At 51.7% G+C, this 22,263-nt stretch carries 14 protein-coding genes, 1 tRNA gene, 3 pseudogenes and 1 riboswitch; of the genes and pseudogenes, 9 read left to right on the top strand and 9 right to left on the bottom strand.

All coding sequences use genetic code 11. The features are described from left to right. Positions 1-222: 222 nt before the first annotated feature. The 3 genes from metZ to DL239_RS21800 form a co-directional block, all read right to left on the bottom strand. Positions 223-1,413 carry an O-succinylhomoserine sulfhydrylase gene (gene metZ / locus DL239_RS09710; protein WP_167683818.1) on the bottom strand — a complete coding sequence of 397 codons (1,191 nt, stop codon included), beginning with the start codon at positions 1,411-1,413 and terminating at the stop codon, positions 223-225. A gap of 62 nt (positions 1,414-1,475) precedes the next feature. Next, a riboswitch (SAM riboswitch) is annotated at positions 1,476-1,555 on the bottom strand. Between the two features lie 303 nt (positions 1,556-1,858). Continuing rightward, positions 1,859-3,022, bottom strand: a complete 1,164-nt coding sequence (locus tag DL239_RS09715; RefSeq protein WP_167683819.1) for a M20 aminoacylase family protein — start codon at positions 3,020-3,022, stop codon at positions 1,859-1,861. Between the two features lie 69 nt (positions 3,023-3,091). Beyond that, positions 3,092-3,223, bottom strand: a complete 132-nt coding sequence (locus DL239_RS21800; RefSeq protein WP_255456248.1) for a hypothetical protein — start codon at positions 3,221-3,223, stop codon at positions 3,092-3,094. 71 nt (positions 3,224-3,294) lie between these two features. Between DL239_RS21800 and DL239_RS09720 the strand changes: the two are divergent. Then, positions 3,295-4,420: pseudogene (locus tag DL239_RS09720) on the top strand (IS3 family transposase). Positions 4,421-4,548: 128 nt separating this feature from the next. Here DL239_RS09720 and DL239_RS09725 read toward each other — a convergent pair. Continuing rightward, entirely contained in the window at positions 4,549-5,058 is a 510-nt protein-coding gene (locus tag DL239_RS09725) for a hypothetical protein (RefSeq protein WP_167683820.1), read from the bottom strand. Positions 5,059-5,385: 327 nt separating this feature from the next. On the opposite strand from DL239_RS09725, the gene DL239_RS09730 reads away from it, so the two are divergent. Then, the gene (locus tag DL239_RS09730) at positions 5,386-6,255 is read left to right on the top strand and encodes a hypothetical protein (RefSeq protein ID WP_167683821.1); all 870 of its coding nucleotides are present in this window, start codon (positions 5,386-5,388) and stop codon (positions 6,253-6,255) included. Positions 6,256-9,284: 3,029 nt separating this feature from the next. Beyond that, positions 9,285-9,419, top strand: a pseudogene (locus DL239_RS09735) (IS3 family transposase); the annotation flags it as partial. Between the two features lie 121 nt (positions 9,420-9,540). Here DL239_RS09735 and DL239_RS09740 read toward each other — a convergent pair. The 4 genes and pseudogenes from DL239_RS09740 to DL239_RS09755 all read right to left on the bottom strand — a co-directional run bounded on the left by DL239_RS09740 (position 9,541) and on the right by DL239_RS09755 (position 13,649). Beyond that, a complete protein-coding gene (locus tag DL239_RS09740; protein WP_167683822.1) occupies positions 9,541-10,617 on the bottom strand; it encodes a calcium-binding protein in 1,077 nt (358 codons plus the stop codon). Positions 10,618-10,761: 144 nt separating this feature from the next. After that, a complete protein-coding gene (locus DL239_RS09745) occupies positions 10,762-12,486 on the bottom strand; it encodes a type I secretion protein (RefSeq protein WP_167683823.1) in 1,725 nt (574 codons plus the stop codon). A 463-nt stretch (positions 12,487-12,949) separates the two neighbouring features. Then, a pseudogene (locus tag DL239_RS09750) lies at positions 12,950-13,036 on the bottom strand (IS5/IS1182 family transposase); the annotation flags it as partial. Between the two features lie 528 nt (positions 13,037-13,564). Continuing rightward, positions 13,565-13,649 (bottom strand) — tRNA-Leu (locus DL239_RS09755). A 319-nt stretch (positions 13,650-13,968) separates the two neighbouring features. Between DL239_RS09755 and DL239_RS09760 the strand changes: the two genes are divergently transcribed. After that, complete coding sequence (locus DL239_RS09760; protein ID WP_240931829.1) at positions 13,969-14,397, top strand: Hint domain-containing protein; 429 nt, start codon at positions 13,969-13,971, stop codon at positions 14,395-14,397. On the opposite strand, the gene DL239_RS09765 is transcribed toward DL239_RS09760, so the two are convergent. After that, on the bottom strand, positions 14,394-15,968 hold the full coding sequence (locus DL239_RS09765; protein WP_167683825.1) for an NAD(P)H-hydrate dehydratase: 1,575 nt from the start codon (positions 15,966-15,968) through the stop codon (positions 14,394-14,396). The two genes, DL239_RS09760 and DL239_RS09765, sit on opposite strands and share 4 nt — an antisense overlap. Before the next feature lie 169 nt (positions 15,969-16,137). On the opposite strand from DL239_RS09765, the gene DL239_RS09770 reads away from it, so the two are divergent. From DL239_RS09770 to DL239_RS09790, 5 genes are all read left to right on the top strand, one after another. Further along, a complete protein-coding gene (locus DL239_RS09770; RefSeq protein ID WP_167683826.1) occupies positions 16,138-16,476 on the top strand; it encodes a P-II family nitrogen regulator in 339 nt (112 codons plus the stop codon). A 48-nt stretch (positions 16,477-16,524) separates the two neighbouring features. Then, positions 16,525-17,931, top strand: a complete 1,407-nt coding sequence (gene glnA / locus DL239_RS09775) for a type I glutamate--ammonia ligase (protein WP_167683827.1) — start codon at positions 16,525-16,527, stop codon at positions 17,929-17,931. Between the two features lie 133 nt (positions 17,932-18,064). After that, positions 18,065-19,807, top strand: a complete 1,743-nt coding sequence (locus DL239_RS09780) for a tetratricopeptide repeat-containing sulfotransferase family protein (RefSeq protein ID WP_167683828.1) — start codon at positions 18,065-18,067, stop codon at positions 19,805-19,807. 95 nt (positions 19,808-19,902) lie between these two features. Continuing rightward, positions 19,903-21,153 carry an Hsp70 family protein gene (locus DL239_RS09785; RefSeq protein ID WP_167683829.1) on the top strand — a complete coding sequence of 417 codons (1,251 nt, stop codon included), beginning with the start codon at positions 19,903-19,905 and terminating at the stop codon, positions 21,151-21,153. A 92-nt stretch (positions 21,154-21,245) separates the two neighbouring features. Continuing rightward, positions 21,246-22,040, top strand: a complete 795-nt coding sequence (locus DL239_RS09790) for a lytic murein transglycosylase (protein ID WP_167683830.1) — start codon at positions 21,246-21,248, stop codon at positions 22,038-22,040. Positions 22,041-22,263 lie beyond the last annotated feature (223 nt).

Consider the following 22,263-nt stretch of genomic DNA (forward strand, 5'->3'; position numbering starts at 1 on the left):
GTGGTCTTAGGTGCAGGTGCGCAACAGAGTGTTGTGTACCCCTTTATCGAGGTAAACACAAAAGGGATGCACCAATTGCGGCGAAATCGGCATCAATTCTGCCGCAAATAGTGCTGCAGGAGCTGAAAGGGGGCTGTCTGCCCCCTCTTGTCCTGCTGGACAATTCACCCCCGAGGATATTTTTGGCCAGATGAAGGTTGGACCATTTTGGCCCTTTTTGCTTCAGCCTTGTGCAGCTTCCAATGCCTGTTTCAGGTCGGCGATCAGGTCATCCGAATCTTCTAGTCCTACTGAGAACCGAACCAATCCCGGGGAAATACCAAGTTCGGCCTTCAGTTCCTCCGGCAGGCGCTGGTGAGTGGTGGTGGCCGGATGGGTGGCGATGGATTTGGCATCGCCTAAGTTATTAGAGATCACTGGAATAGTCAGCGCATTCAAAAACTTGAACGCAGCCTCTTTGCCGCCCTTCAGGTCCAGCGACAGCACAGTACCACCCTTGCCGCCCAGCTGGCGTTGCACCAGGGCGTTTTGCGCATGACCTGGCAGTCCAGGATAGATGGTGCGTTCCAGCGCGGCGTGACCGTTCAGCGCAGAGGCAATTTTCAGTGCTGTTTCCGCCTGCGCATTCACTCGCAGTGATATGGTCTCTAGCCCCTTCAACATCACCCAGGCGTTAAACGGGCTCAGCGAGCCGCCAGTGTGTTTCATGTAGGTTTCAAGCGGGCCGCGGATGAATTCTTTGGTGCCCAGTACCACACCGCCCAACGCACGCCCCTGCCCATCGATGTGTTTGGTCGCTGAATAGACCACCACATCGGCGCCTTGCGCGATCGCGTTCGAGAAAACAGGGGTTGAGAACACATTGTCCACCACAACAGTCGCACCCACACCATGGGCAATCTCGGCCACTGCTGCGACGTCGATCACCTCGAGCGTTGGATTGGACATGGATTCAAAGAACACCGCCTTGGTGTTGGGGCGCACGGCCGCACGCCACTGGTCCAGGTCGGTTCCATCAACAAACGTGACGTCCACACCAAAACCGCCCAGCACGGTTTCAAGGATATGCAAGCACGACCCAAACAGCGCCTTTGCCGAGACCACATGGTCGCCCGCCTTGAGCATCGAGGTCAGCGCACCGTTGACAGCCGCCATGCCGGATGCAGTAGCAAAGGCATCTTCAGCACCTTCCAGCGCCGCAATACGCTCTTCGAACATGGCCACGGTTGGGTTGCCATAACGGGCATAGATGAACTCGTCTGGGCCGGTTTCGATAAACCGGGCCTCGGCCTGTTCGGCGCTGTCATAGACAAAGCCCTGCGTAAGGAAAATCGCCTCGCTGACTTCGTTGTACTGGCTACGGCGGGTACCGCCATGCACCATCTTGGTGGCCTTGTTCCAAGTGTCACTCATCACATGTCCTCCTGCGCCCATCGCGCAATAAAAAAACCCCAATTCGGCCAAGCGAAAAGGGGCTCCTTCACATCCTGACCTCTTTAGCGGGAGTGTTTTACGTGGCCCGCAATCCGGTAACAAATCGCGCACGGTCAGAAATAGTTCCTGACGATATTCTATTTGGAAACGACGCGAAGTATGCGCATTTTCCAAAGGTATTCCAGAGCATCTATTTAGCCCCGCAACTGCCCGGCAATTTCAGGCAGATCTCTGCAAATTGCAAGAGGCCGCCCGAAAAAGAAAAGTGATCCACGCCAGTGACTTGGGAGGATTAGGGGGCAACGCTTACCAAATATTATTGTCGAAACGCCGGGATTTTGCCTATCTGAGTCGTAGCTGACCTGCGATATTGTGGTGAAAGCTACCTGATCCGTCTAGTTCCGTATTGGTGTCTTTCGCGCCATTACATTACTCCACGCGATTGCATTAGGTTCACCCAAAACGACATACCTGTCAGAAGAACGTCGTCGTTAAAGTCAAAGGCAGGGTGGTGAAGTTCCGGGCCTAGGCCCTGATCCATGAAGATCATCGCGCCGGGACGCTCTTGAAGCATAAAGGCAAAATCCTCTCCGCCCATGCTGGAGGGGAAGTTCCGATTGACGTTGGCTTCGCCGACCATGCCAGCGGCAACATCAGCCGCAATCGTCGCCTGCGCGGCATGGTTGCTCATCACTGGGTAGTCCCGTTGATACGCGATCTCAGCTACAGCCCCGTGTGCGGCAGCTGTACCCGATACAATCCGGGTCAATTGTACCTCTGCTGCCTCCCGGACTTTAGAACAAAGAGAGCGCACAGTCCCGGTCAGAACGGCCTTTTGCGGTATGACATTTGTGGCCTGACCAGCGTTGAATGTTGTCACAGAGACCACGAGCGCCTCTTTGGGGTCGACGCCTCGCGATGTAATTGTCTGCAACGACTGAACAATACTTGACGCGGTGACTATCGGGTCGATCGAGGCCTGCGGTTTGGCTGCATGTGCGCCCTTGCCGGATACTTGGATTTCAAATGTATCCACCGAGGCCAGAACAGGGCCAGGTCTGATCGCAAAAGCCCCAGAATGTTGGTGTGGAAATGTGTGCAACCCGTAGACTTCTTGTATGTCGAAACGGTCCATCAACCCGCCCTCTACCATCTCTCGGCCGCCACCGCCGCCCTCTTCGGCTGGTTGAAAGATGACAACTGCGGTTCCTGCAAAATCGCGTGTCTCCGACAGGTATTTGGCGGCGCCTAACAGCATTGATGTATGGCCGTCGTGGCCACAAGCATGCATCAATGCTGTTAGGCGGGTGGACGCGTAACTCAATCCGGTTTCTTCGGGAATTGGTAACGCGTCCATATCGGCCCGCAGGCCAATTGTGCGTCCCGGCGCTGCACCCTTGATTACGCCGACAACACCGGTCCGACCGATACCGGTTACAACCTCATCGACGCCAAAATCACGCAGTTTTTGCGCAACTAATGCAGCGGTTTCGTGAACGTCGAACAACAGCTCTGGGTTTGCATGTATCTGGCGCCGAAGCGCTGTGAACTCATCCTTGTACCTCAAAAGGTTTTTGTTGATCGGCATGGGTCACCTGCTTGAGGGAGGAGCGGAAAGAGGGCCAAGACTGGCCCTCTCTCTTAACTGTTTATGTTCTTAGTCTGGGAAATGCAGTCGGCTATCCGCATCCCAGGTAAAGCCAGCGTCGGCCAGGATTTTACGTGCTTTGTCTAGGTCATAGGCCGGAACTTCCAGCTCTGGATTACTCCAATACGCGTTGGTCGGCACAATCGATGATGGCTTGAGCCTCCCCCAATGAAATGTTCCCCCCCTATAATTAGGAAAGCGGAGGACCGTAGATGGCCATTAAGGGACTTAAACCAGAAGAGATTGTCGGAAGTTACGGCAGGTTGAAGTGTTGATGGGGCAAGGTATGCCCCGGATGTCTGCGGTCAGATAGATCAGCGTGACTGAACAAACCTATTATCGCTGGAAGAAGAAGTACGGCGGAATGGGCATGGAACACCTCAAGGAACTGAAGTGGCTTCAGAAAGAAAACGAGCTACTTCGGCAAGCCGTTTCTGACCTGACATTGGACAAACTGATCTTGAAGGAAGCCGCAACGGGAAACTTCTGGCCCCTTTGCATTGCCGTGCCTGCATTGATCATGTGCGTAATCAGATGAGTGTTTCTGAGCGTTGTGAGTGCCGCGTCCTGGGCCAACACCGATTCACACGACGCCGATTGCCACTGGGACGTGCTGGCGAAGAACCTTTGGTCGAGGAAATCATCGAGCTGACGCGCCAGTTTGGTCGATATGGTTACCGTCGAGTTGCTGCCTTACTGAGGGACGTAGGCTGGCAGGTGATTGACAAGCGTGTTGAACGCCTATGGCGGCGCGAGGGGCTGAAGGTTCCAATGAAGCAACCCAAGAAGGGAAGGCTCAGGATGAACGACGGATCATGTGTCCGGCTGCGCCCCTAGCATCGTCATAATGTCTGGTCGTACGACTTCGTGCATCACCGAACCGATGATGGCAGGGCGTTCAGGGCATTGAACATCTTGGACGAACACAGCCGGAAATGTCTGGCGATCCGCGTGAAGCGAAAGCTGAACTCGACCGAGGTCATCGACGCACTGACGGACCTGTTCATTCTTCGCGGTGTGCCTGCATACATTCGATCAGACAACGGCCCCGAGTTTATTGCGGAAGCGGTTAGAAACTGGATCAAAGCCGTTGGGGCCAAGATGGCCTATATTGAGCCTGGATCGCCCTGGGAAAACCGATGCTGCGAGAGCTTCAACGGGCGAATGCGAGACAAATTGCTGAACGGTAAAATCTTCTACTCGCTTCGTGAAGCCCAAATCATCATCGAAAGCTGGAGGAACCACTACAACACCAAACGACCACATAGTGCTCGGGGAGACCATCCACCTGCGCCAGAGGCCATCGTCCCGATGGACCAAAGGCCGACAATGCACTAACTTTCAAAGTTGACCTCTTAAGTGGGGCTAATCAGCTCAAACGTTTGGTTTTTGGCTACAACAGCAATGTGCCAATTTCCTAGCGGCCAACCCCGTGGGGCAATAGCCAAACGCCTCCATTGCCACGTTTACCAGTCTTGTTCCGTATAGGAAAAACTCTTGGACATGCGGGCCGACACAGCATTGTAAACCGATTTCTGGTCCTGGTCGTATTCGATTACAAATTCCTGGATCAAAAGTTGATCCTTTGAAAATACGTACTTTTCATAATAGATCTTGTTCCCACGATACCCGGACAGGACGAACCAACCATCCCCTTTCGGCTTGTATGTCACTCTTGCGTTGCGTTTCTGTGCCAATTGATCGGCACGAAAACTATCCAGATCATCGAACATATTCAGCGATCTACTGACAACCAACATGGCCGCCCCATCGGCGCTACGAAAACCCCTGCTGATTTTACTGTCAGCCTCAGGCATAGGTGTCAGCAATCCAGCTGGGAATTCTATCTGCCACCCGGCCATGCTATTCTTATACACCTGCCAATTCTGATCGGCTTCAGGATATGCAACTGTCGCACCACACAGAACCAGGGCAAGCGCTCCCGAAAGCAACTTAGTGTTTACAAAGCGTATCATATTTTCCCTATTTCGTCCTGCCGACTGCCCTCTGCGAGAGCCTCACCGAGTTTTCCGCACCGCGTGGCTAGGCTTAGGTCGCCCCCAAATCTTCATGTGCGCCCTTGGAGAGGTATATAAATAAGCAAACTTCGCAACAGTAGTATATACTAAACTGCAATTGAGAAACGATCCTACAATATTAGAGATCGCAATAACCCCCGACGCTTCTGTCGCGCTCTTGCGCCAATCACACTGCCGAGGCTTGCCACAATTCAAACGCATTCCTATCCTAAACCTTAACGCGATCTATATAAGGATCAATTGAATAACACGAAGGGACCTGGGATGAGACTTATCAATGTGCTGACTGTTGCCTCTATTGCTGTAATGGGGCCAACCTTGGCGATAACCACCGATGCGACAGGATCTCAAAGCTCTGGTGCGGCTTGGGCTGCCGGTAAAGGCAATGGGAATAGCGGCGGCAACGGTGGCGGTAACAGTGGCGGCGGTAACAACGGCGGCGGGAATAGCGGCGGTGGCGGCGGCAAGTCGAGCGAACGCGGCAATAGTCAGGCCAATGGTAATGGTAATGCCCTGGCCAAGGCTTCCGGACGCGCACCCAATGGCAACCTTCGATCCGAACTCAAAAGTCTAAATTCGCTAAAGCGCAACATCAATGGATTGATGAACAGCTCCGATCCAAAGATGGCCGCGTTCCGCGACTTCATCTCTGCCAGCGCGGATCTGGAACTGGCAAAAGAAGCACTGGCAGACATGCAAGATGCATATAACAAGACGTCAGCTGACTTTCTGAAAATGACCTCGGACATGGAAATCTCTGATGATCCATCTACAGCACAGGGCGAGCTTAGTAGCATGATGACAGAGCTGCTGGCCAACGAGCCAGCGGCCGATGATCCAGCCTATGATCAATGGGAAGCAGACGTTGCTGCTGTGACTGACGCGCAATCCGTGATGACGCAGCTGAATGAAGATTGGGCAACGCTGCAGGACGCGCAACGCGAAGTGGACGGAGCATCCGCCGGAGCGAACGAAACTGCCATGATGGACGCAATTGTTGCCGCAATTAATTCGACTGGTGCCGGCCCCGTAACCGAAGCTGATGTTACTCCAGAAATGACTGAATGGGTGGCCAAGCAGCTAGGCGTAGGTGACAGCCGCGGAGCCATTGACGCCTACATGGCAAGCCTTTGAGATAAGCGCCCTGGAGATTACTCTGTTGCAATAGGATTTCTTGATGTCAACTGTCTCAGTTTAAGAACAGCATAGCTATTAGAAAGATCAATGAGCCGAGCTCTGAGCTCGGCTCATTATTGTTTTGCGCCAATGTTTCCCTTGCCCTTATCCAATGCAGCGCTCGAGGTTGTTGCCAGGGCTGAAGAATGGCATCGCTGCTTCTGCATATTCCCTAGGGGCGGGCCGGTGGGATCTCAGATGTAGTGGTTGCCAATATGCTTTGTAGGATAGTCCGGGGCAGCACCTCACATGGGATGCGGACTTGCTTCAGGACACGGGTCCAAGACACAGATGCTGCGTATTTTGATATAGCTGAAACCGCTCTTGCCACCGTATTAGCAGCAAAGTGGAGCGGTCTTATGCGCATTCTAATTTTTCGACCGCCGCCGAATTCTGCTGCAGTCGCGGGCGGACATTGTGACAGGTATAGAGGCCAAGGTAGTTTGGTTGCGCGGTCAAGTTGTTTAGAAACCAGTGATGCGGCAACTACCCTTGCTTTGCAGCGTTGGCGACACGACGAAGTTAGGTGAACGAAACTTGGACCAAGTGTCTTCGTAACCTTCTTAGAAGACGCAGAGCTTGAGCCCTCGACTAGCACAAGTATTGAGCTACAAGATATTTCGGGCAAAGAACTTCACGTCATTGGCAACAAAGGCGACAGCGTACAACCTTAGGGAGTATCTGATGGAATCGCGGTGGGCGACTTAATCTTACCATTGGATTAAGCATGAACCGTCAGGCCTTGGTTTCCTTAACCACAAGGTACCGAAAGGTCAGGCGGAGTATACTTTAGATAATTTGGCTCCCAAAAGGGAGAGCAGTGCGCCTTTTAGACCGGTGGGCGAGAAGGGAAACTATACCTACGCTAGACCTACATGCTGCCGGGTGTGAAACAACTCGTAGCTAACCATGACTGCAAAAACAGAACCGTTTTTGGGATATGTTTAGTGTAACACGATTGCTGCTAGTCCAAGATCCGAAAAGACATCGATCTTGCACAGGGATTAGCTAAGTAGAAATTGTTTCACCTTTGGCAAAACACATGTTTTAGCCGGTGATCTCTGCGAACAGTGGCGAAAACAAAAAAACAAGAAGGTAAGTCTGCCACATTCGTTGATGGAGCTGCTGCGGCTGCCGTAGCCAGTTTTCTTTGGAACACCCATGAGGGGCATCCGTTCCATAAGTCAATAGACCAGTGAATGGAGCAAACAAAAAAGGGAAAAGTCACGTGACTACATTTATGTTTTCGACCCTAGAAAAAAAAATCGGCATTTGCGCAGATGCAACAGGAAACTCTCTTCCTGAAAGCATGGGTCCTTGGCACTCTTACGACCTAAAAAAGGCAAGATTCAAATCGTCTCGAACACAAGAACATCCTAAGGGAACAGGGGATTGCGATATCCTAGAGGAAATACTGGACTCGATAGACAACCAGTTATTCTCCGAACTCGTCAATTTTTTGGACAAACAAGACGGCATCGAAATTCTTAAGTACCCTCAAATACCCTAAGGTTGCATTTGGATTCCACAACACTTTAAACCGGTCGCAGTTAGTTAATGCTAGCCTCTAGATACCAAAAGCGCCGCCGTGTTAAAAGGGCTGCGCCTTTAGTTTGTAGGTTGTTGACCAAGCGCAGAGCTATTCCCGCAGTCTATGCTGTTGTTTTTCAGCTTCGCACTCGCCAGACTGCGCAAAACTACCCTTACCAGATTCAGACCGCCAATCCCAACTGGCACCCATTGGTGTGAACTGCCAATCCCATCGTCGACCGATGCATCACGAGCGCTCCGGCCGCGCGATTGCCGCTTCTGCGCTACTCATCAGAGCAGAGTGAAACGCCTCGCAGTGTAAGCCTCAATACCTAGACCATGTCTGGTCTCTGCCTTGGTCGCAGCCAATCCAATGACAATGGCAGAAAGATGCCAAGTGCGCTAAAAAACACGGGCTGCAGTACCTTCTTCCACTCGTCTAGTAGCTGGGAGGATCATCACTCCAGTTCATCCATTGGCGCGGTGTCATATCGAGGATTGGACATAGGGTGCCGATTGTCATTGCTCGCAATTTGGAGGCTTGAAACTGCTTGGCCTCCCCTTGGAATCTTACCGTCTCAATCATCATGAGTGGGTTCTCATGTGCTCAGTCGAAATACTCCGTGCAGTCGATCTCTAGCGCTTCAAGAGTCTCTGAGTTGTTTTTTTAACAGCTAAACTTCTTGCCTCCCAAAACTTTTTACCGGGCAGGAAGCGTCTCGCTTCATCCCGTTTGCAGAATTCAAACATTATTCGATCAAGTGTCCCTCTATGACCAGCGTGGGCACAGTTCCTCCCCTATCTCTTTAGTATAGGAGGTTGCTCTTTCATTCTTACGCTTGTTTGCCATGTATAAGTGTCTCCACAGGTCTAGTTAAACGGCACTTTGGTGGTTGTTTTAACTATATTATGCGGGTCCTTAGACGGGAACAGAGGTCCAAGAAGTGCCGTTTGAAACATTGTTATGCACAGATCGGTTTTCGATACACAAAGAGAATACTTAACCGTTCAGAACCATGGTGGTTGCTACATTGGTTAAAACGGCCTCACGTCAATCTATTCAGGATATAGAGCTTTTACTGTAACGCTTAAAAAACAGGCAAATCGCATTATGGTCATAGCTCATAGTGATTTAGCTAATCCCGAGGCCAACTATCCTCAGCTTTATCCACAGTTTTTGTGGGTACCTTATAGGTTGACCTAGTGAATAGAAAGTGGTGGCAGTCAGCCAACGATTCGCCCACTCCGTTCGTCTAGATTTCACTTAAACAGCAGACAATTTTGTTAACTCAAAAGGATAGGTGCCCGGAGCACCTTGCAGCCGATATAGCTGGCTTGGCTTGTATTGTAAGAGAACCTTCCTGAACACTTTGTCTGACGTCAGCGCTTAGGGAGCCAAATAGCCGCATTTGATAAAAGAGAGTTCTTGGCTCGTCGCAACCACTGAGGAGTGGGTGTTGAGAAAGACAACAGGAACACGCAAAAGCCTTGGCGAGAAGATCGTCAAAGATATCAAACGGGCAACCCGCAAACACTATTCATCTGAAGGGAAGATCAGGATCGCCCTGGATGGCTTGCGCGTCGAAGACAATGGGACCTTGTCCGCTATTGGTCCGAGGACAATGGTGGAATGCTGAACTCGCCGCTTAGAGAAAGAGCCGGTCAAACCCAGAACAGGAGGTCGGCCAAGGGCGGCTAGCAAGGCTTATTGATCTACGATTCGACCGTCGGGTAGTACATAAAGACAATATCTGCTCCATCGAAGGCACTATCCCCTTGTAAGATAAAGGTTAGACTTTCTAGGTTACTGTGGTTGGAAAACGCAACATTGAGTTCCCCATCGCTTGGAACGGAGAGAATATTTTCTCCATCGTACTGAATTTGAAGCACAGTGCCGTCTTCAAACAATTCAAACAGCTCATTTTGAATCGGAATCGATGACCCACCCTCACTTTGTTCACTCGGAAGGAAAGAGATTATCCTGTCACATCCAACTTCAAAATCCTGAACTGAATTGTGATATCCGAAGAGGAATATTTCATCTGAACCGGTTCCCGAGTTAACAATGTCACCGCTCGACGCGACGATTACATCATTGCCCGCTCCACCCGAAACTGTGTCTATACTGGAATCAGTGTAGTCTTCAAATCGACTGGTCGCCGAGGGGGGCACCCAGTCGCTGTTGCAAGCATAAATTGTATCGTTTCCATCCCCGCCATCAAGATGCGCAGCACCACTATCAGACACTAAGAGATCGTCCCCTGCACCAGCTTGCAATACCCCCCCATCGTTTAGTGCAATAAATACCCCATCTCCATCTCCCCCCAAGACAACAGATCCTCCGCTAGAGATCACGGCAAACTGCTCACCCTCAGGGTGATCTTCTCCTCCAATCACAGTATCGCCTTCACCAGAGTAAACTATAGCATGTGACCATTCGGATACATCGACATTCTCAGCAAGTCCCGTGTCGGCAACATAAACTGCTCGATCTGTGTCAATGGACATATCTGTGAGTTGATCTGGTGACAAAGATTGGAAGTTCTCAGTGTCCCAATGAGCTGCATCTAGGTCCGAAAAAACGATATCAGGACGGATCGTTTCAGATCCACCATCCACAGCGTTTTCCTGTTCTTCTTCGTCGCCTTCACCAATTATTTTGGCTATTGAACCCGGCTCATTGTTGCCTTCTTCATCAACTAGATCCTCGGTAGTTTCACCGTCCTCGAACAAGCCACCAATTGCAAAGGAGGCAAACAATGCCACTCCCATAAACATTAAAATTCCCATAGCATTACCTCCGACTATACAAGGAAACGGTCTTTTGGGAGAAAACTGCGTGCGCTCGGTCCTGGGAACTAGAAAACCGAGCCAATATGAAAGCGTTTGAAAAAGGCGGAATTAAGCCATCCAAGACCGTAAAATCAGTCATACTCAACCCAATCCAAACAGGGCTAACAAAGGCAACAAAGCGACGAGAATCCCGGAGAAACCCGAGCCATCATCGCCGCCTTCATCGGATACTTCAACTTGGTCATATTTTTGGGCGTCGTCGTCGTTTGGCGGGTCAGTTTCTGGAATTACTGGTTCGTCGACTGGTTCTGAGCTGTCACCGCCAATGTTGGACCAATAGTTTTCCATATCATCGCTCCAAGTCGGGGAATTGATCACGACTTGCATAATTTCATGGGCATCGAGATCGACTTTGACAATTCCATTAACAAAGATCTCCTGCTGAACTTCTCTAGCCGAGGGTTCCTCGATAAAGGCGTCCGACGTGATACCTCCCGGGTCATCGCCCGGTTGAACTCCGAGGTATGTTACGTAGGCTGAATCGTCTTCACTCAGCAGGTTGCTCAGGTCGACCGTAGTGTTGGTCACTTCGTCAGAGGTGGAAGCCAAATACATGACGTATTTCTCGGGGCTAGCGAAGGCATGCACATCAATGTTCGAGACTGAAATTTCGGTTTCTCCTCCATCCGACCCGATAAGATCTAGTGGCCTTGTTCCAGTTAGCTCCTCTTCCATGAGGCGAAACATCTCACCTGGGGCGGAAAGCTTTTCAAACTCAAATCCACGGCTAAGCGCATTACTTGTATTTTGAGACAGGGGCCAGACGTGGGCTGCGTCGACGCCATGGTCTGAGAATGCCTCTATGATATTCAGCATTTCATGGGCCTGCTTTAGCCCATAATCGCTACTGCCTAACGCTCCGACACCTGATTTAAGATTCCACTCTGTTATATAGGTCTCTAAATCAGGGAATTTCTCAAGCCAGGAATTATCTATCTGTTTTAGGAAGAAGTCTCGAGTACCCGGGACTTCTGGCTCACGTGAGTATACGTGAGCTGCGACCGCATCTAAGCCACCGATCTCTTCCGGTGTGTCGAACTCCCTCGTTATCATTTCATCGTTAATGGAAGTCCAATTTAGAGCGCCAGAACTAAACTTGAAGTCTCCCTCTGGGTCCAAACCATAATCAGCTTGAAGAGCCTCCAAGATTTCATCTGGATCGGAAGTGTAGGAATACTGGTCGTCCAGTTGAGAATGTGAAAAATTCGTCCCCGATTGAACGACAAGATCAATGTCATCGGAGGGAAAGTCTGCATTAGATACTGAATCCAATGCCGCGTCCAATATCTCCACCATCCTGCTTGAGACACGTCCGTATTCCACGGATGACATCTCACCCGATCCCCAATACTCATTACCAATTTCGAATGCGTCAATTTTGGCGTTTCCGTAAACACCGGATGCAACGTCTATTGCAAATTGGGAGAGAGCTTGTTCATCAATTTCCACGAAACGGTTGTCATTTATGTCTGTTTCTTCAGACAAAAATGACCTTGTGGGCAGCACAACAGTTACTGTGAGACCTTCTTGTTCTGCAAACGCCAGAAATTCGGAAATTGGAACAATCTCGACAAATTTTTCGGCTTCGTAGTCGAAGGCAATACTTCGATCCGGATCAGTAATATCAAACAACCGTTCTGTGATTGAGCCTCCGGGGTATCTAATATTTTCGGTACCCAAGGCCGCCGAGACTTCGTCGTATGTTCCTTCGTCGCCTAGTCGGTCACGAGTGAACAGAAAGTTCCCTCCAAACAAGTTTTGTGAAATCGGGTTTCCGATCTCTGAGCCGATTTCTAGCGCAACCATTTTCAAACCTCACATTTTGCAAGGCGGACTGTTGGACTGCGACTGATAACAAAACGGAAACAATAAAATTGTACACGTCTTACTTTCGCCCAATTTTGAGCGTTGCCGCCTCAAAAAAACACACAATTATTGATCCAAGAGAGTTTTATGACGCATTTGAAAACAATATTGTTTCGCCATTACTTCAGAATGCAGTTCAAGAAATAAATCCAGCGGTCGTGCTACTCTTCCCCTTATTTTCAATACCTTGGAAAGGTTCTTCGCACCTCAGCTGCCTACTAGTATTGCCTATAGGATCATTTCGTGTTCTCGCCGCCAGAAGGCGGAATTTATCCAAATTCAATTTTAGACAATTCATTTAAAAATTTTAGGCATTTAAGCGGACAAGAGAAAATGTAACGTCCACTTTATATCACTTGAGGTGAATGATACCGATTCATCAACCCGCTTCTAGGTTCAGGATTCATAACCGAAATATGACGGTTGCAAAGAGGGCGATTGCAGCCAACAGAACTTTCGGGCAACGGTCGTAACGAGTTGATACACGTCGCTCATGACCTTGCCTCGATGACCTAAAAAGACAAGCTACACTGAAAGGAAGGTCTCTTATCCGAAGATTGTGGAAGCTTTAAACCCAGAACACCGACAGTCAGCCAACCAATCCTACACCAAAGCGTCAAGCGTCCTAACGTGTCTCAGATGATTGACCCCAGCACCGCCTAAGACATCGTCCACATTGATCAGTTCCACCCCAGCTGAATCGGAGCACATCTCATTTAAACTCACAGCGAAACCGTGGAACATTGGTAGGCCACAAGCAAATTCTAAGCCCCTCAATTGGGCAATGGCTAGATCACTTATCTTTGTCGAAACGCCTAGCTTAGGTCCGTACATCTCTCGCAGTTAGAATGGGACTAGGACTCGTATTAACCAAGTGCCTTTCTTCCCTCTAGTGATCAGGAATTTTGTGTCGTTTGCATCAGTCGTCTTACTTGTATCAGCAGACGTCATATTTGCACCTACAAAGGCTACAGATTACACTATAAGTTACACTATAAGCACTTGAAACAACTGAAAATGGTGCGGGTGAAGGGACTCGAACCCCCACGCCTCGCGGCGCCAGAACCTAAATCTGGTGCGTCTACCAATTCCGCCACACCCGCACGTTACGCTTTGGCTATTCACCTTGCGTGAGGGGCTGATAGCAAAGCTTTCTCCGGGATGCGAGAGGAAATCGGCACTTCTTGCAAAAACAATTATGGCAGGACGGCAACAATTTCTCGTCTATTCATACATTGTTTACCTCTGGCAACAAAAGGCCGCGACAACTGCATGGTTTTGCCACAATTTGGCGGAAAAAAATACTGAGGCAGACAGAGCGAGAACGCCATGACAACGCAGAGCAAAAAGCCTGTGCGGAGCACGATTCCGCCTATACAACAAGGCCACCACTCACCGGAGGCGACACCTTCGGCGGGTTTATTGCGCGACACCATTGTGCTGACGCGCAAGGGTGAAATGGCGGTTCAGGACATCCAAGTCGGCGACCATGTCATCACACGCGGCGCCGGTATGGTTCAGGTTCAGAACATTTCCCGACAAAGGCTCCTTCGACGGGCGATCTCCATTGCGGCCGGATCACTGGGCGACACCCGCCCCGAAAGCGACATTATCTTACCGGCCGACCAACAGGTTTTCGTCCGCGACTGGCGTGCGCAGGCTCTATTTGGTCAGGACCAAGCACTGGTACCGGCGGCGTCACTGGTCGACGGCGAATTCATCATCGACCAAGGACTGCAGGTGCTGGAATTGTATTCTTTGCAATTGGAACAGACACATGTGATCTATGCCGGAGGACTGGAAGTCGCCGGCGCCCTTCATGCCAACATGCGCCTAAGGCCAGCAGCCTAAAGCCCTAGTTCACGAAACACCGTCGGCAGTTGCTCTGCCAGATCCTCGGCTATCAGGCCTGGGCCAAATTTTCGGGCACATTCCACATGCAACCACGCCCCGGTTTCAGCTGCCTGCATCGGCGCAAATCCACGCGCCAATAACCCCGCGATAAAGCCTGCCAGTACGTCTCCCGACCCAGCAGTTGCCAGCCAAGGGGCTGCACGGTCGTATAGAGCAGAGTTAATCGAACAGCGCCCATCCGGGTTGGCGATGACAGTATCCGCCCCCTTGAACAACACTACACATCCCGCACGTTCTGCTGCTTCGCGGGTGGCGTCAACTTTGGAATAGGCTGGGCCAGTGGTCGCAGGGGCGTCCAGCTTCTCGGCCAAGTCCGGGAACAGCCGCGCAAATTCGCCCCCATGCGGGGTGAGCACACAGTCTTTATGCAGTGCGTCGAACAGAGCCTCAGGCTTGGTTCTGAACCGGCTCAGCGCGTCAGCGTCCAGTACGGTGGGTCGCTCCGCCTTGAGAGCCGTAAAAACCATGGCCTGCGTGTCCGCGCGGATCCCTAGCCCCGGCCCCAGACAAATGGCGTTGAACCGGGAATCTTCGAGCAGCTCCGTCAGCCCCAGCGCGCCGTCGATCTGCCGCAGCATCACGGCGGTCAGGTTACAGGCATTTTCCAACATGGCCGAGCGAGGAGATCCCAGTGTGACCAGCCCTGCCCCTATGCGCAACGCCCCCCGTGCTGCCAACCGCGCCGCTCCGGTATTGCCGTGGCTACCAGAGAGAACCAGCGCGTGACCGTGGCCGTATTTGTGGTTCACTCCACGCTTCCCGCGTATGATTGGCGACGCAAGTTTCACGACTCCCTTTCCCTTGGGGCCAATATTGTTGCGCCTTGGAAGCCCAATGCCCTTAACAATAACCTTACCGCAACTTGCCTCCCCTTCAGAAAGGTAGTGGCCAATTTTCGGACTATGGAAAGCCACCGTTAGCTGTGCCTCAAACACGAGATTTGGCAGCGGTGCGGGAAGACGTTCTTTGCTCCCGTCACGCAGCGCGAACCCACTATCGGAACACATTCCCGAAGGCGTATCTACCGCGACCAACCGCGGCAGGCCCGCATCAGCATCAAAAGTCTCCCAAAGCTCATTGTGGAGATCTCCAAGTGGACGGCTCAACCCTGTTCCAAACACTGCATCTATATAAATGGACGCGGTCCATCCTATTGGACGCTGAAAGTCCTCGATGGGGCGCACGTCCCCCAATGTTTTCCACCGCTCGCAGTTCGCCTTAGCATCCTGTGGCAGCTTGTCGGCGTCCCCGTACAAGAACACGCTCACATCCCAGCCGCGCTCTTTCAGCAACCGCGCTACCACAAAACCATCACCACCGTTGTTCCCGGGTCCGCATAAAACGACGGCCCTGCGATCCCCATCGGCTAGCTCTGGCCATTCCTCAAAAATCGCCTCAACAACCCCTTGCCCGGCCCGCTCCATCAGCTCCAGTCCGGTCACTTCACCAGACTCGATTGCGGCCTGTTCAATGGCGCGCATCTGGGCGGCGGTTAGCAGTTCAGTCATCTTCAAGCCTCATCGATTCAATTTCGCACATAAATTAGGCACGGCGCTTTCAAATTAAGCAAGGCACTGCCGAGCAATTGCTGATTTCCCGCCTTCGCCACGGTATACATTGCTGTTCCTAATAAGAAGTGTTCTGACCGTCCTCGACAAGCTGTGAGGAGCCCGAGACATGAAAAAGATCGAAGCCATCATCAAACCGTTCAAACTGGACGAGGTGAAGGAAGCGTTGCAAGACGTCGGTGTTCAGGGGCTCTCGGTCATCGAGGTCAAAGGATTTGGCCGCCAGAAAGGCCACACAGAACTATATCGCGGCGCCGAATACGTGGTGGATTTCCTACCCAAGGTGAAAGTCGAGATTGTACTGGACGACGATCAGGTCGACGCTGCAATCGAAGCCATCGTTGACGCAGCCAAGACGGACAAGATCGGCGACGGCAAGATATTTGTCTCGTCCATCGAACAAGCTATTCGCATTCGGACCGGCGAGACCGGCTCGGACGCGCTGTAAATTACAGCATTCAATACACTGACTATCCATATCAGAAGGACCCAGGGGATGAGCGTAGACGCAGTTCTCAAGACACTCAAAGACGATGATATCGCTTATGTTGATATCCGTTTCACCGACGTTCGCGGCAAATTGCAGCACGTCACAGTTGACGTGGATCTGGTTGACCAAGACTTCCTCGAAGAAGGCTTTATGTTCGACGGCTCGTCGATCGAAGGCTGGAAGTCGATCGAAAACTCCGACATGAAACTGATCCCAGACACAACAAGTGCCTATGTTGATCCGTTTTACGCCGAGAAAACACTGTGCATTCACTGTTCGGTTGTGGAGCCTGATACAGGCGAAGCCTATCAGCGTGACCCACGCGGCACCGCTCAAAAGGCCGAAGCTTACCTGAAATCCTCGGGCATCGGCGACGTTGCTTACATGGGTCCAGAAGCTGAATTCTTCCTGTTTGACGACGTTCGCTTCTCGAACTCGATCAACAAAGTGTCCTACGAAGTTGACGCATCCGATGCGTCCTGGAACACAGACACCGAGTATGAAATGGGCAACATGGGTCACCGCCCTGGCGTTAAGGGTGGCTACTTCCCAGTCAACCCAATCGACGAAGCCCAGGACCTGCGTTCGGAAATGCTGTCGACCATGAAGCGTCTGGGCATGAAAGTGGACAAGCACCACCACGAGGTTGCGTCCTGTCAGCACGAACTGGGCCTGATCTTTGACAGCCTGACCAAACAGGCCGACGAGCTGCAGAAGTACAAGTACGTGATCCACAACGTGGCACATGCTTATGGCAAGTCCGCTACCTTTATGCCCAAGCCGATCTATGGCGACAACGGCACCGGCATGCACGTGAACATGTCGATCTGGAAAGACGGCAAGCCACTGTTCGCTGGCGACAAATACGCTGATCTGTCGGACGAAGCCCTGTACTTCATCGGTGGTATCCTGAAGCACGCCAAGACACTGAACGCTTTCACAAACCCAGCGACAAACAGCTACAAGCGTTTAATCCCAGGTTTCGAAGCCCCAGTTCTGCGCGCCTATTCGGCTCGTAACCGTTCGGGTTGTGTTCGTATCCCATGGACTGAATCGCCAAAGGCCAAGCGCGTCGAAGCTCGTTTCCCTGATCCGGCTGCCAACCCATACCTGTGCTTTGCTGCACTGCTGATGGCTGGCCTAGACGGCATCAAGAACAAAATCAACCCTGGCGAAGCCATGGACAAAAACCTGTACGACCTGCCAGCAGAAGAGTTGGAAGGGATCCCAACAGTATGTGGTTCCCTGCGTGAAGCTTTGGACAGCCTGGCTGCTGACCACGACTTCCTGCTGCAGGGCGACGTGTTCACCAAAGACCAAATCGACGGCTACATTGCTCTTAAGATGGGTGAAGTCGAACTGTTCGAGCACACACCGCACCCAGTTGAGTTTGGCATGTACTACAGCTGCTAAGCTACCCAATAGAGATCTTGTAAGGGCGTCCTTCGGGGCGCCCTTCTTGTGATCTGAAGCAGAATTCGTCTCGAGGCACGGCCCAGAGATTTCCCAACTTGCATTTTTCCATCGCATGGCTCAGGGATGACGCATGACCTTATTTACAGATTTGCAGTCGACACTAAACTTAGCCCAGCAAGGACGGTACAAAGCCGCCCTCAAATCCGCGCGCGCCGGAATGCGAAGGCACAAGAAACACCCTGCTTTTCCAAACATTGCAGCTGTATGCCTGTGCTCGATGGACAAAAAGCGTGAGGCAGTTCCCCTGTATCAAAAAGCCCTGTCTCTGGATCCCAACTTCCACGATGCGCGACGCAATCTTGGCATGGCACTCGTTTCACTCCACCAAAATGAGAACGCTATAAAAGTACTCTCTAAGGCAATTCGAAATAACCCCCGAGATGGCCAGGCATGGCGCCATATAGCCCTCGCTAGGCGCAATCTCGGAGATGATAGAAATGCTCTGGCGGCCGCAGAGAAAGCACTTGAGATAGAACCCGAGAACGAAGACACTCTAAAGCTCCATGCTGATGCTTTGGAAAAAATAGGCCACATATCCGCCGCCTTAGAGGCGTGTCGTAGCGCTCTCAAGATCGCACCCTCCAACATCAACTTGTTGGAACTAACTGCTAGCCTTCTGTCATACCAATGCATAACTGACGAAGCTCTGTCCCTACGTCAGAAAGCTGCAACTTTGGCACCACAAGACATTGAGACCTTGGCTCCCCTAGCAACTCAGCTTTTGACCATGGGACAACAGGCAGAAGCCCGTTCCCTTTGCTTAGGCCTCTTGAAACTATCTCCCGTCAGTTACAGTACAATGGAAGAATTGTCTCTATTCCAAACCAAGGAACAGAATGTCGAACTTCGGAACACGGCGCTCAAGGCATTGGACAACTCATCTCTCCAAGCTTCAAACCGAGCATATCTCTACTTTACATTGGCCCACATCGACCGCCAGGCTGGTGATGTTTCGTCCGCAGAGAATTACTATGTGCGTGCTAACCGTGAAGTAGCAAAAAAAACTCCCTATGACGCTGCTAGGGAAACGAATGTACATAAGAATATCATTTCACGCTATTCGGGACCGGATTTGGTTGGGAACCAAGATCCCCCTGACCCTAGGCCAATTTACGTTGTTGGTCTCCCCCGTTCGGGAACGACGCTAACCGAAACCACTCTAGGGGCGCACCCAAATGTGGCTCCATTGGGTGAGCGCAGGCTATCGAAAATACTGCTATCAACTTTCCAAGATGACCTTCCATTTGGCGCGGACGAGCAGAAGAAACTTGCCGAGTTACAGCAAGAGAATTTACCGCCCTTGCCTTCCGATACCTTCGCCTACGTTGACAAAATGCCCGAAAACCATCGCTATATCGGTCCTCTTAAATCAGCATTTGGAAATGCCCGCTTCATCAATCTACGCCGCGACCCACGCGATGTAGCCTTGTCTCAGTGGCACAGTCATTTCACTTCTGGGTCTATTACCTATTCATACGACCTAAAAGCGATAGCCCACAAATTTAATCTGTACGCGGAAATCATGGCACATTGGCACAAAGTTATGCCGGGAGAAATTCTCGATATGCCATATGAAGACCTTGTCAGCGACATCGATACCTCCACCAAGAAAATAGCCGAACACTGTGGGCTCGACTGGACACCATCAATGGCCCAGCCTCACAAACATGCGGGTCAGGTTCGAACCATGAGCCTTCACCAAGTCCGCCAACCGGTACACAAAAAATCGGTCAATAAATGGATCCAGCATGAGGAAATGCTCGCTCCTTTTGTTGCCGAATTGGACCCAGGACTCTGGCCTGAAATCCGCTAAATAGGTGTTTTTCTAAACGGATGCTCATCTGGGTATTTTGGTTTTCCAATTGGCGTGATAACGACCCCGGCTCAGCCCAAAGATAGGAGCCCGTGATGAGCGCCCCAAATACCCTTGGCATTGATTTTGGAACCTCAAATTCCGCCGCCGGAATTTCGGTAAATGGACAGCCCTGGCTGGTTGAACTGGAACCCGGAGAGAAGACCCTGCCAACAGCTGTGTTTTTTGAAGAACTGCCGCGGCGGATGCGGATTGGTGGTAGCGCAACACAGGCCCTAATTTCGGGTGAGGAAGGCCGGTTTATGCGTGCCCTCAAAAGCTTGCTGGGAACCCCCCTCTTGCGCGAGGAACGGCGGCTTAACGGCGAACGTATTGATTTCATCGAAATCATCGCCCGGTTTCTGCGTGAAATAAAAACGCGGGCCGAGGCCGCAACCTATCAGGAATTCACCCATGCCCTGTCTGGCCGCCCAGTGCGGTTTCACAGCAAAGACGACGCTAGAAACGCCCAGGCCGAAATTGATCTGCGTGATTGCTACCTCGCGGCGGGGTTTCGGGATGTTCAGTTCATGTATGAGCCTGAAGCCGCCGCGCGAGCGACTGCTCCAGATAACGGACTTGGGCTGATTGTTGACATTGGCGGCGGTACATCTGATTTCTCGGTGTTTCGCCAGCAGGACACCGGAGAGACTGAAATTCTGGCCAGCTATGGGTTGCGCATAGGTGGCACTGATTTTGATCGCCGCCTGAGCATTGATCATGTGATGCCTCTATTAGGTCGTGGCAGTTCAATCCGGAATGCCTTTGGTCCAGGGACTCTGCCAGCCCCCGCCAAGATATTCAACGATCTGGCCACCTGGCAGATGATCCCGTTCCTTTACGCTGCGGATACCCGCCGTAAAGCAAGTGATTTAGCCAGCAATGCCGCCGAGCCAGAAAAACTGGCGCGGCTGGTCGCAGTGCTGGAGGACGAGCTGGGCCACGACATCGCCTTTGCGGTTGAGAAAGGGAAAATCCAAAGCAATCAACCCGACCACCCTGCCCCGCGCATTGACCTAAAGGAGCTGGAACGCGGCCTAATTGTGCCATTGGCAGGGGAAATGGTAAAAAGTTCTCTGGAAACTCAGGTGGATGAAATCGCCGCAGGCGCGGCTGAAACGCTGGTGCTGGCTGGGGTGCGGGCTGAACAGATCGACCGAATTGTTCTGGTTGGTGGCTCATCCCTGATGAAAGTGATCGAGCAAAAGATGCGTCAACTGTGCCCTGACGCCCAAATCCACAAAGACAATGCAATGACCGCCGTTGCTGATGGTCTGGCAATTTCAGCCACAACAGCGTTCGCCTAACCCTAACGGAGAGAACCTGCACATAATTCCCATGGTTTTTCAGGTCCACGGCACTACGCTAAACTAGGTCCATTTTAGAGAAAGCCAGTTTTATGCGTTTACCTCTGTTGTCGTCCCTGTTCTGCCTCTGCCTTGCAGGCCCAGCTCTTGCTGCCCCATGCGGCAATACATCCGCTGGGTTCGCAGCATGGAAGACTGATTTCGCCCGCCAAGCCAGACAGGCGGGTGTAAAAAAGCCAGGACTCCATGCACTACAGACGGCCCAATACGCCAGCCGGACGATATCGGCCGACCGTAACCAAAAGAGTTTCCGCTACACGCTGGAAAAATTCATGGAAATTCGCGGCTCAAATACAATCATAGCACAGGGGCGCAAACGCAAAGCGCGCAACAGCGAATTCTATGCCTCACTGGAAAAGAAGTACGGGGTGCCCGCCGGAGTGTTAATCGCCATTCACGGAATGGAAACTGCCTTTGGCCACTTTATGGGCGACAGCCAGATTGTCCCCGCCATTACCACATTGGCCTATGACTGCCGACGGTCTGACTTCTTTTTGCCCCATGCCATCGGCGCATTAAAACTGGTGGATCAAGGGGCCATAACCCCGGCCACCCGAGGCGCAAAACATGGCGAATTAGGCCATACCCAGTTTCTGCCGGGCAATGCGCTGCAATACGGTGTCGATTGGGGCGGTGACGGACGGGTTGATTTCTACGACATGGCTGACGCATTGGCCTCGACCGCGAATTATCTACGTAAGAAGGGCTGGAAAAAGGGCAAAGGTTATCAGCCCGGCGAGCCGAACTACGCGGTGCTGAAACAGTGGAACGCTGCCACTGTATACCAACAGTCACTGGCCATTATGGGAGCTGCCATTGATAGGTAAGGCACTGAGTTTCTGCCCGAATTTCACCGACTAATTCCAAGCAAGGTTTGGGCTGGGCGCAGCCATTATGCGCCCGTCCGAAAACAATCCGTGCCGCAGGCTCTGATTGTAACACCTTTGGCAGCAATGTGGCCGGAACCCGCCACGGTTCAGCCGCATTATTTTCAAAAAAGCCACAACCGGAGACACAACCAACTGAAAACAAACTAACTTTCTAATCTGC

The organism is Parasedimentitalea denitrificans (genome assembly GCF_011813015.1).
Taxonomy (GTDB): domain Bacteria; phylum Pseudomonadota; class Alphaproteobacteria; order Rhodobacterales; family Rhodobacteraceae; genus Parasedimentitalea; species Parasedimentitalea denitrificans.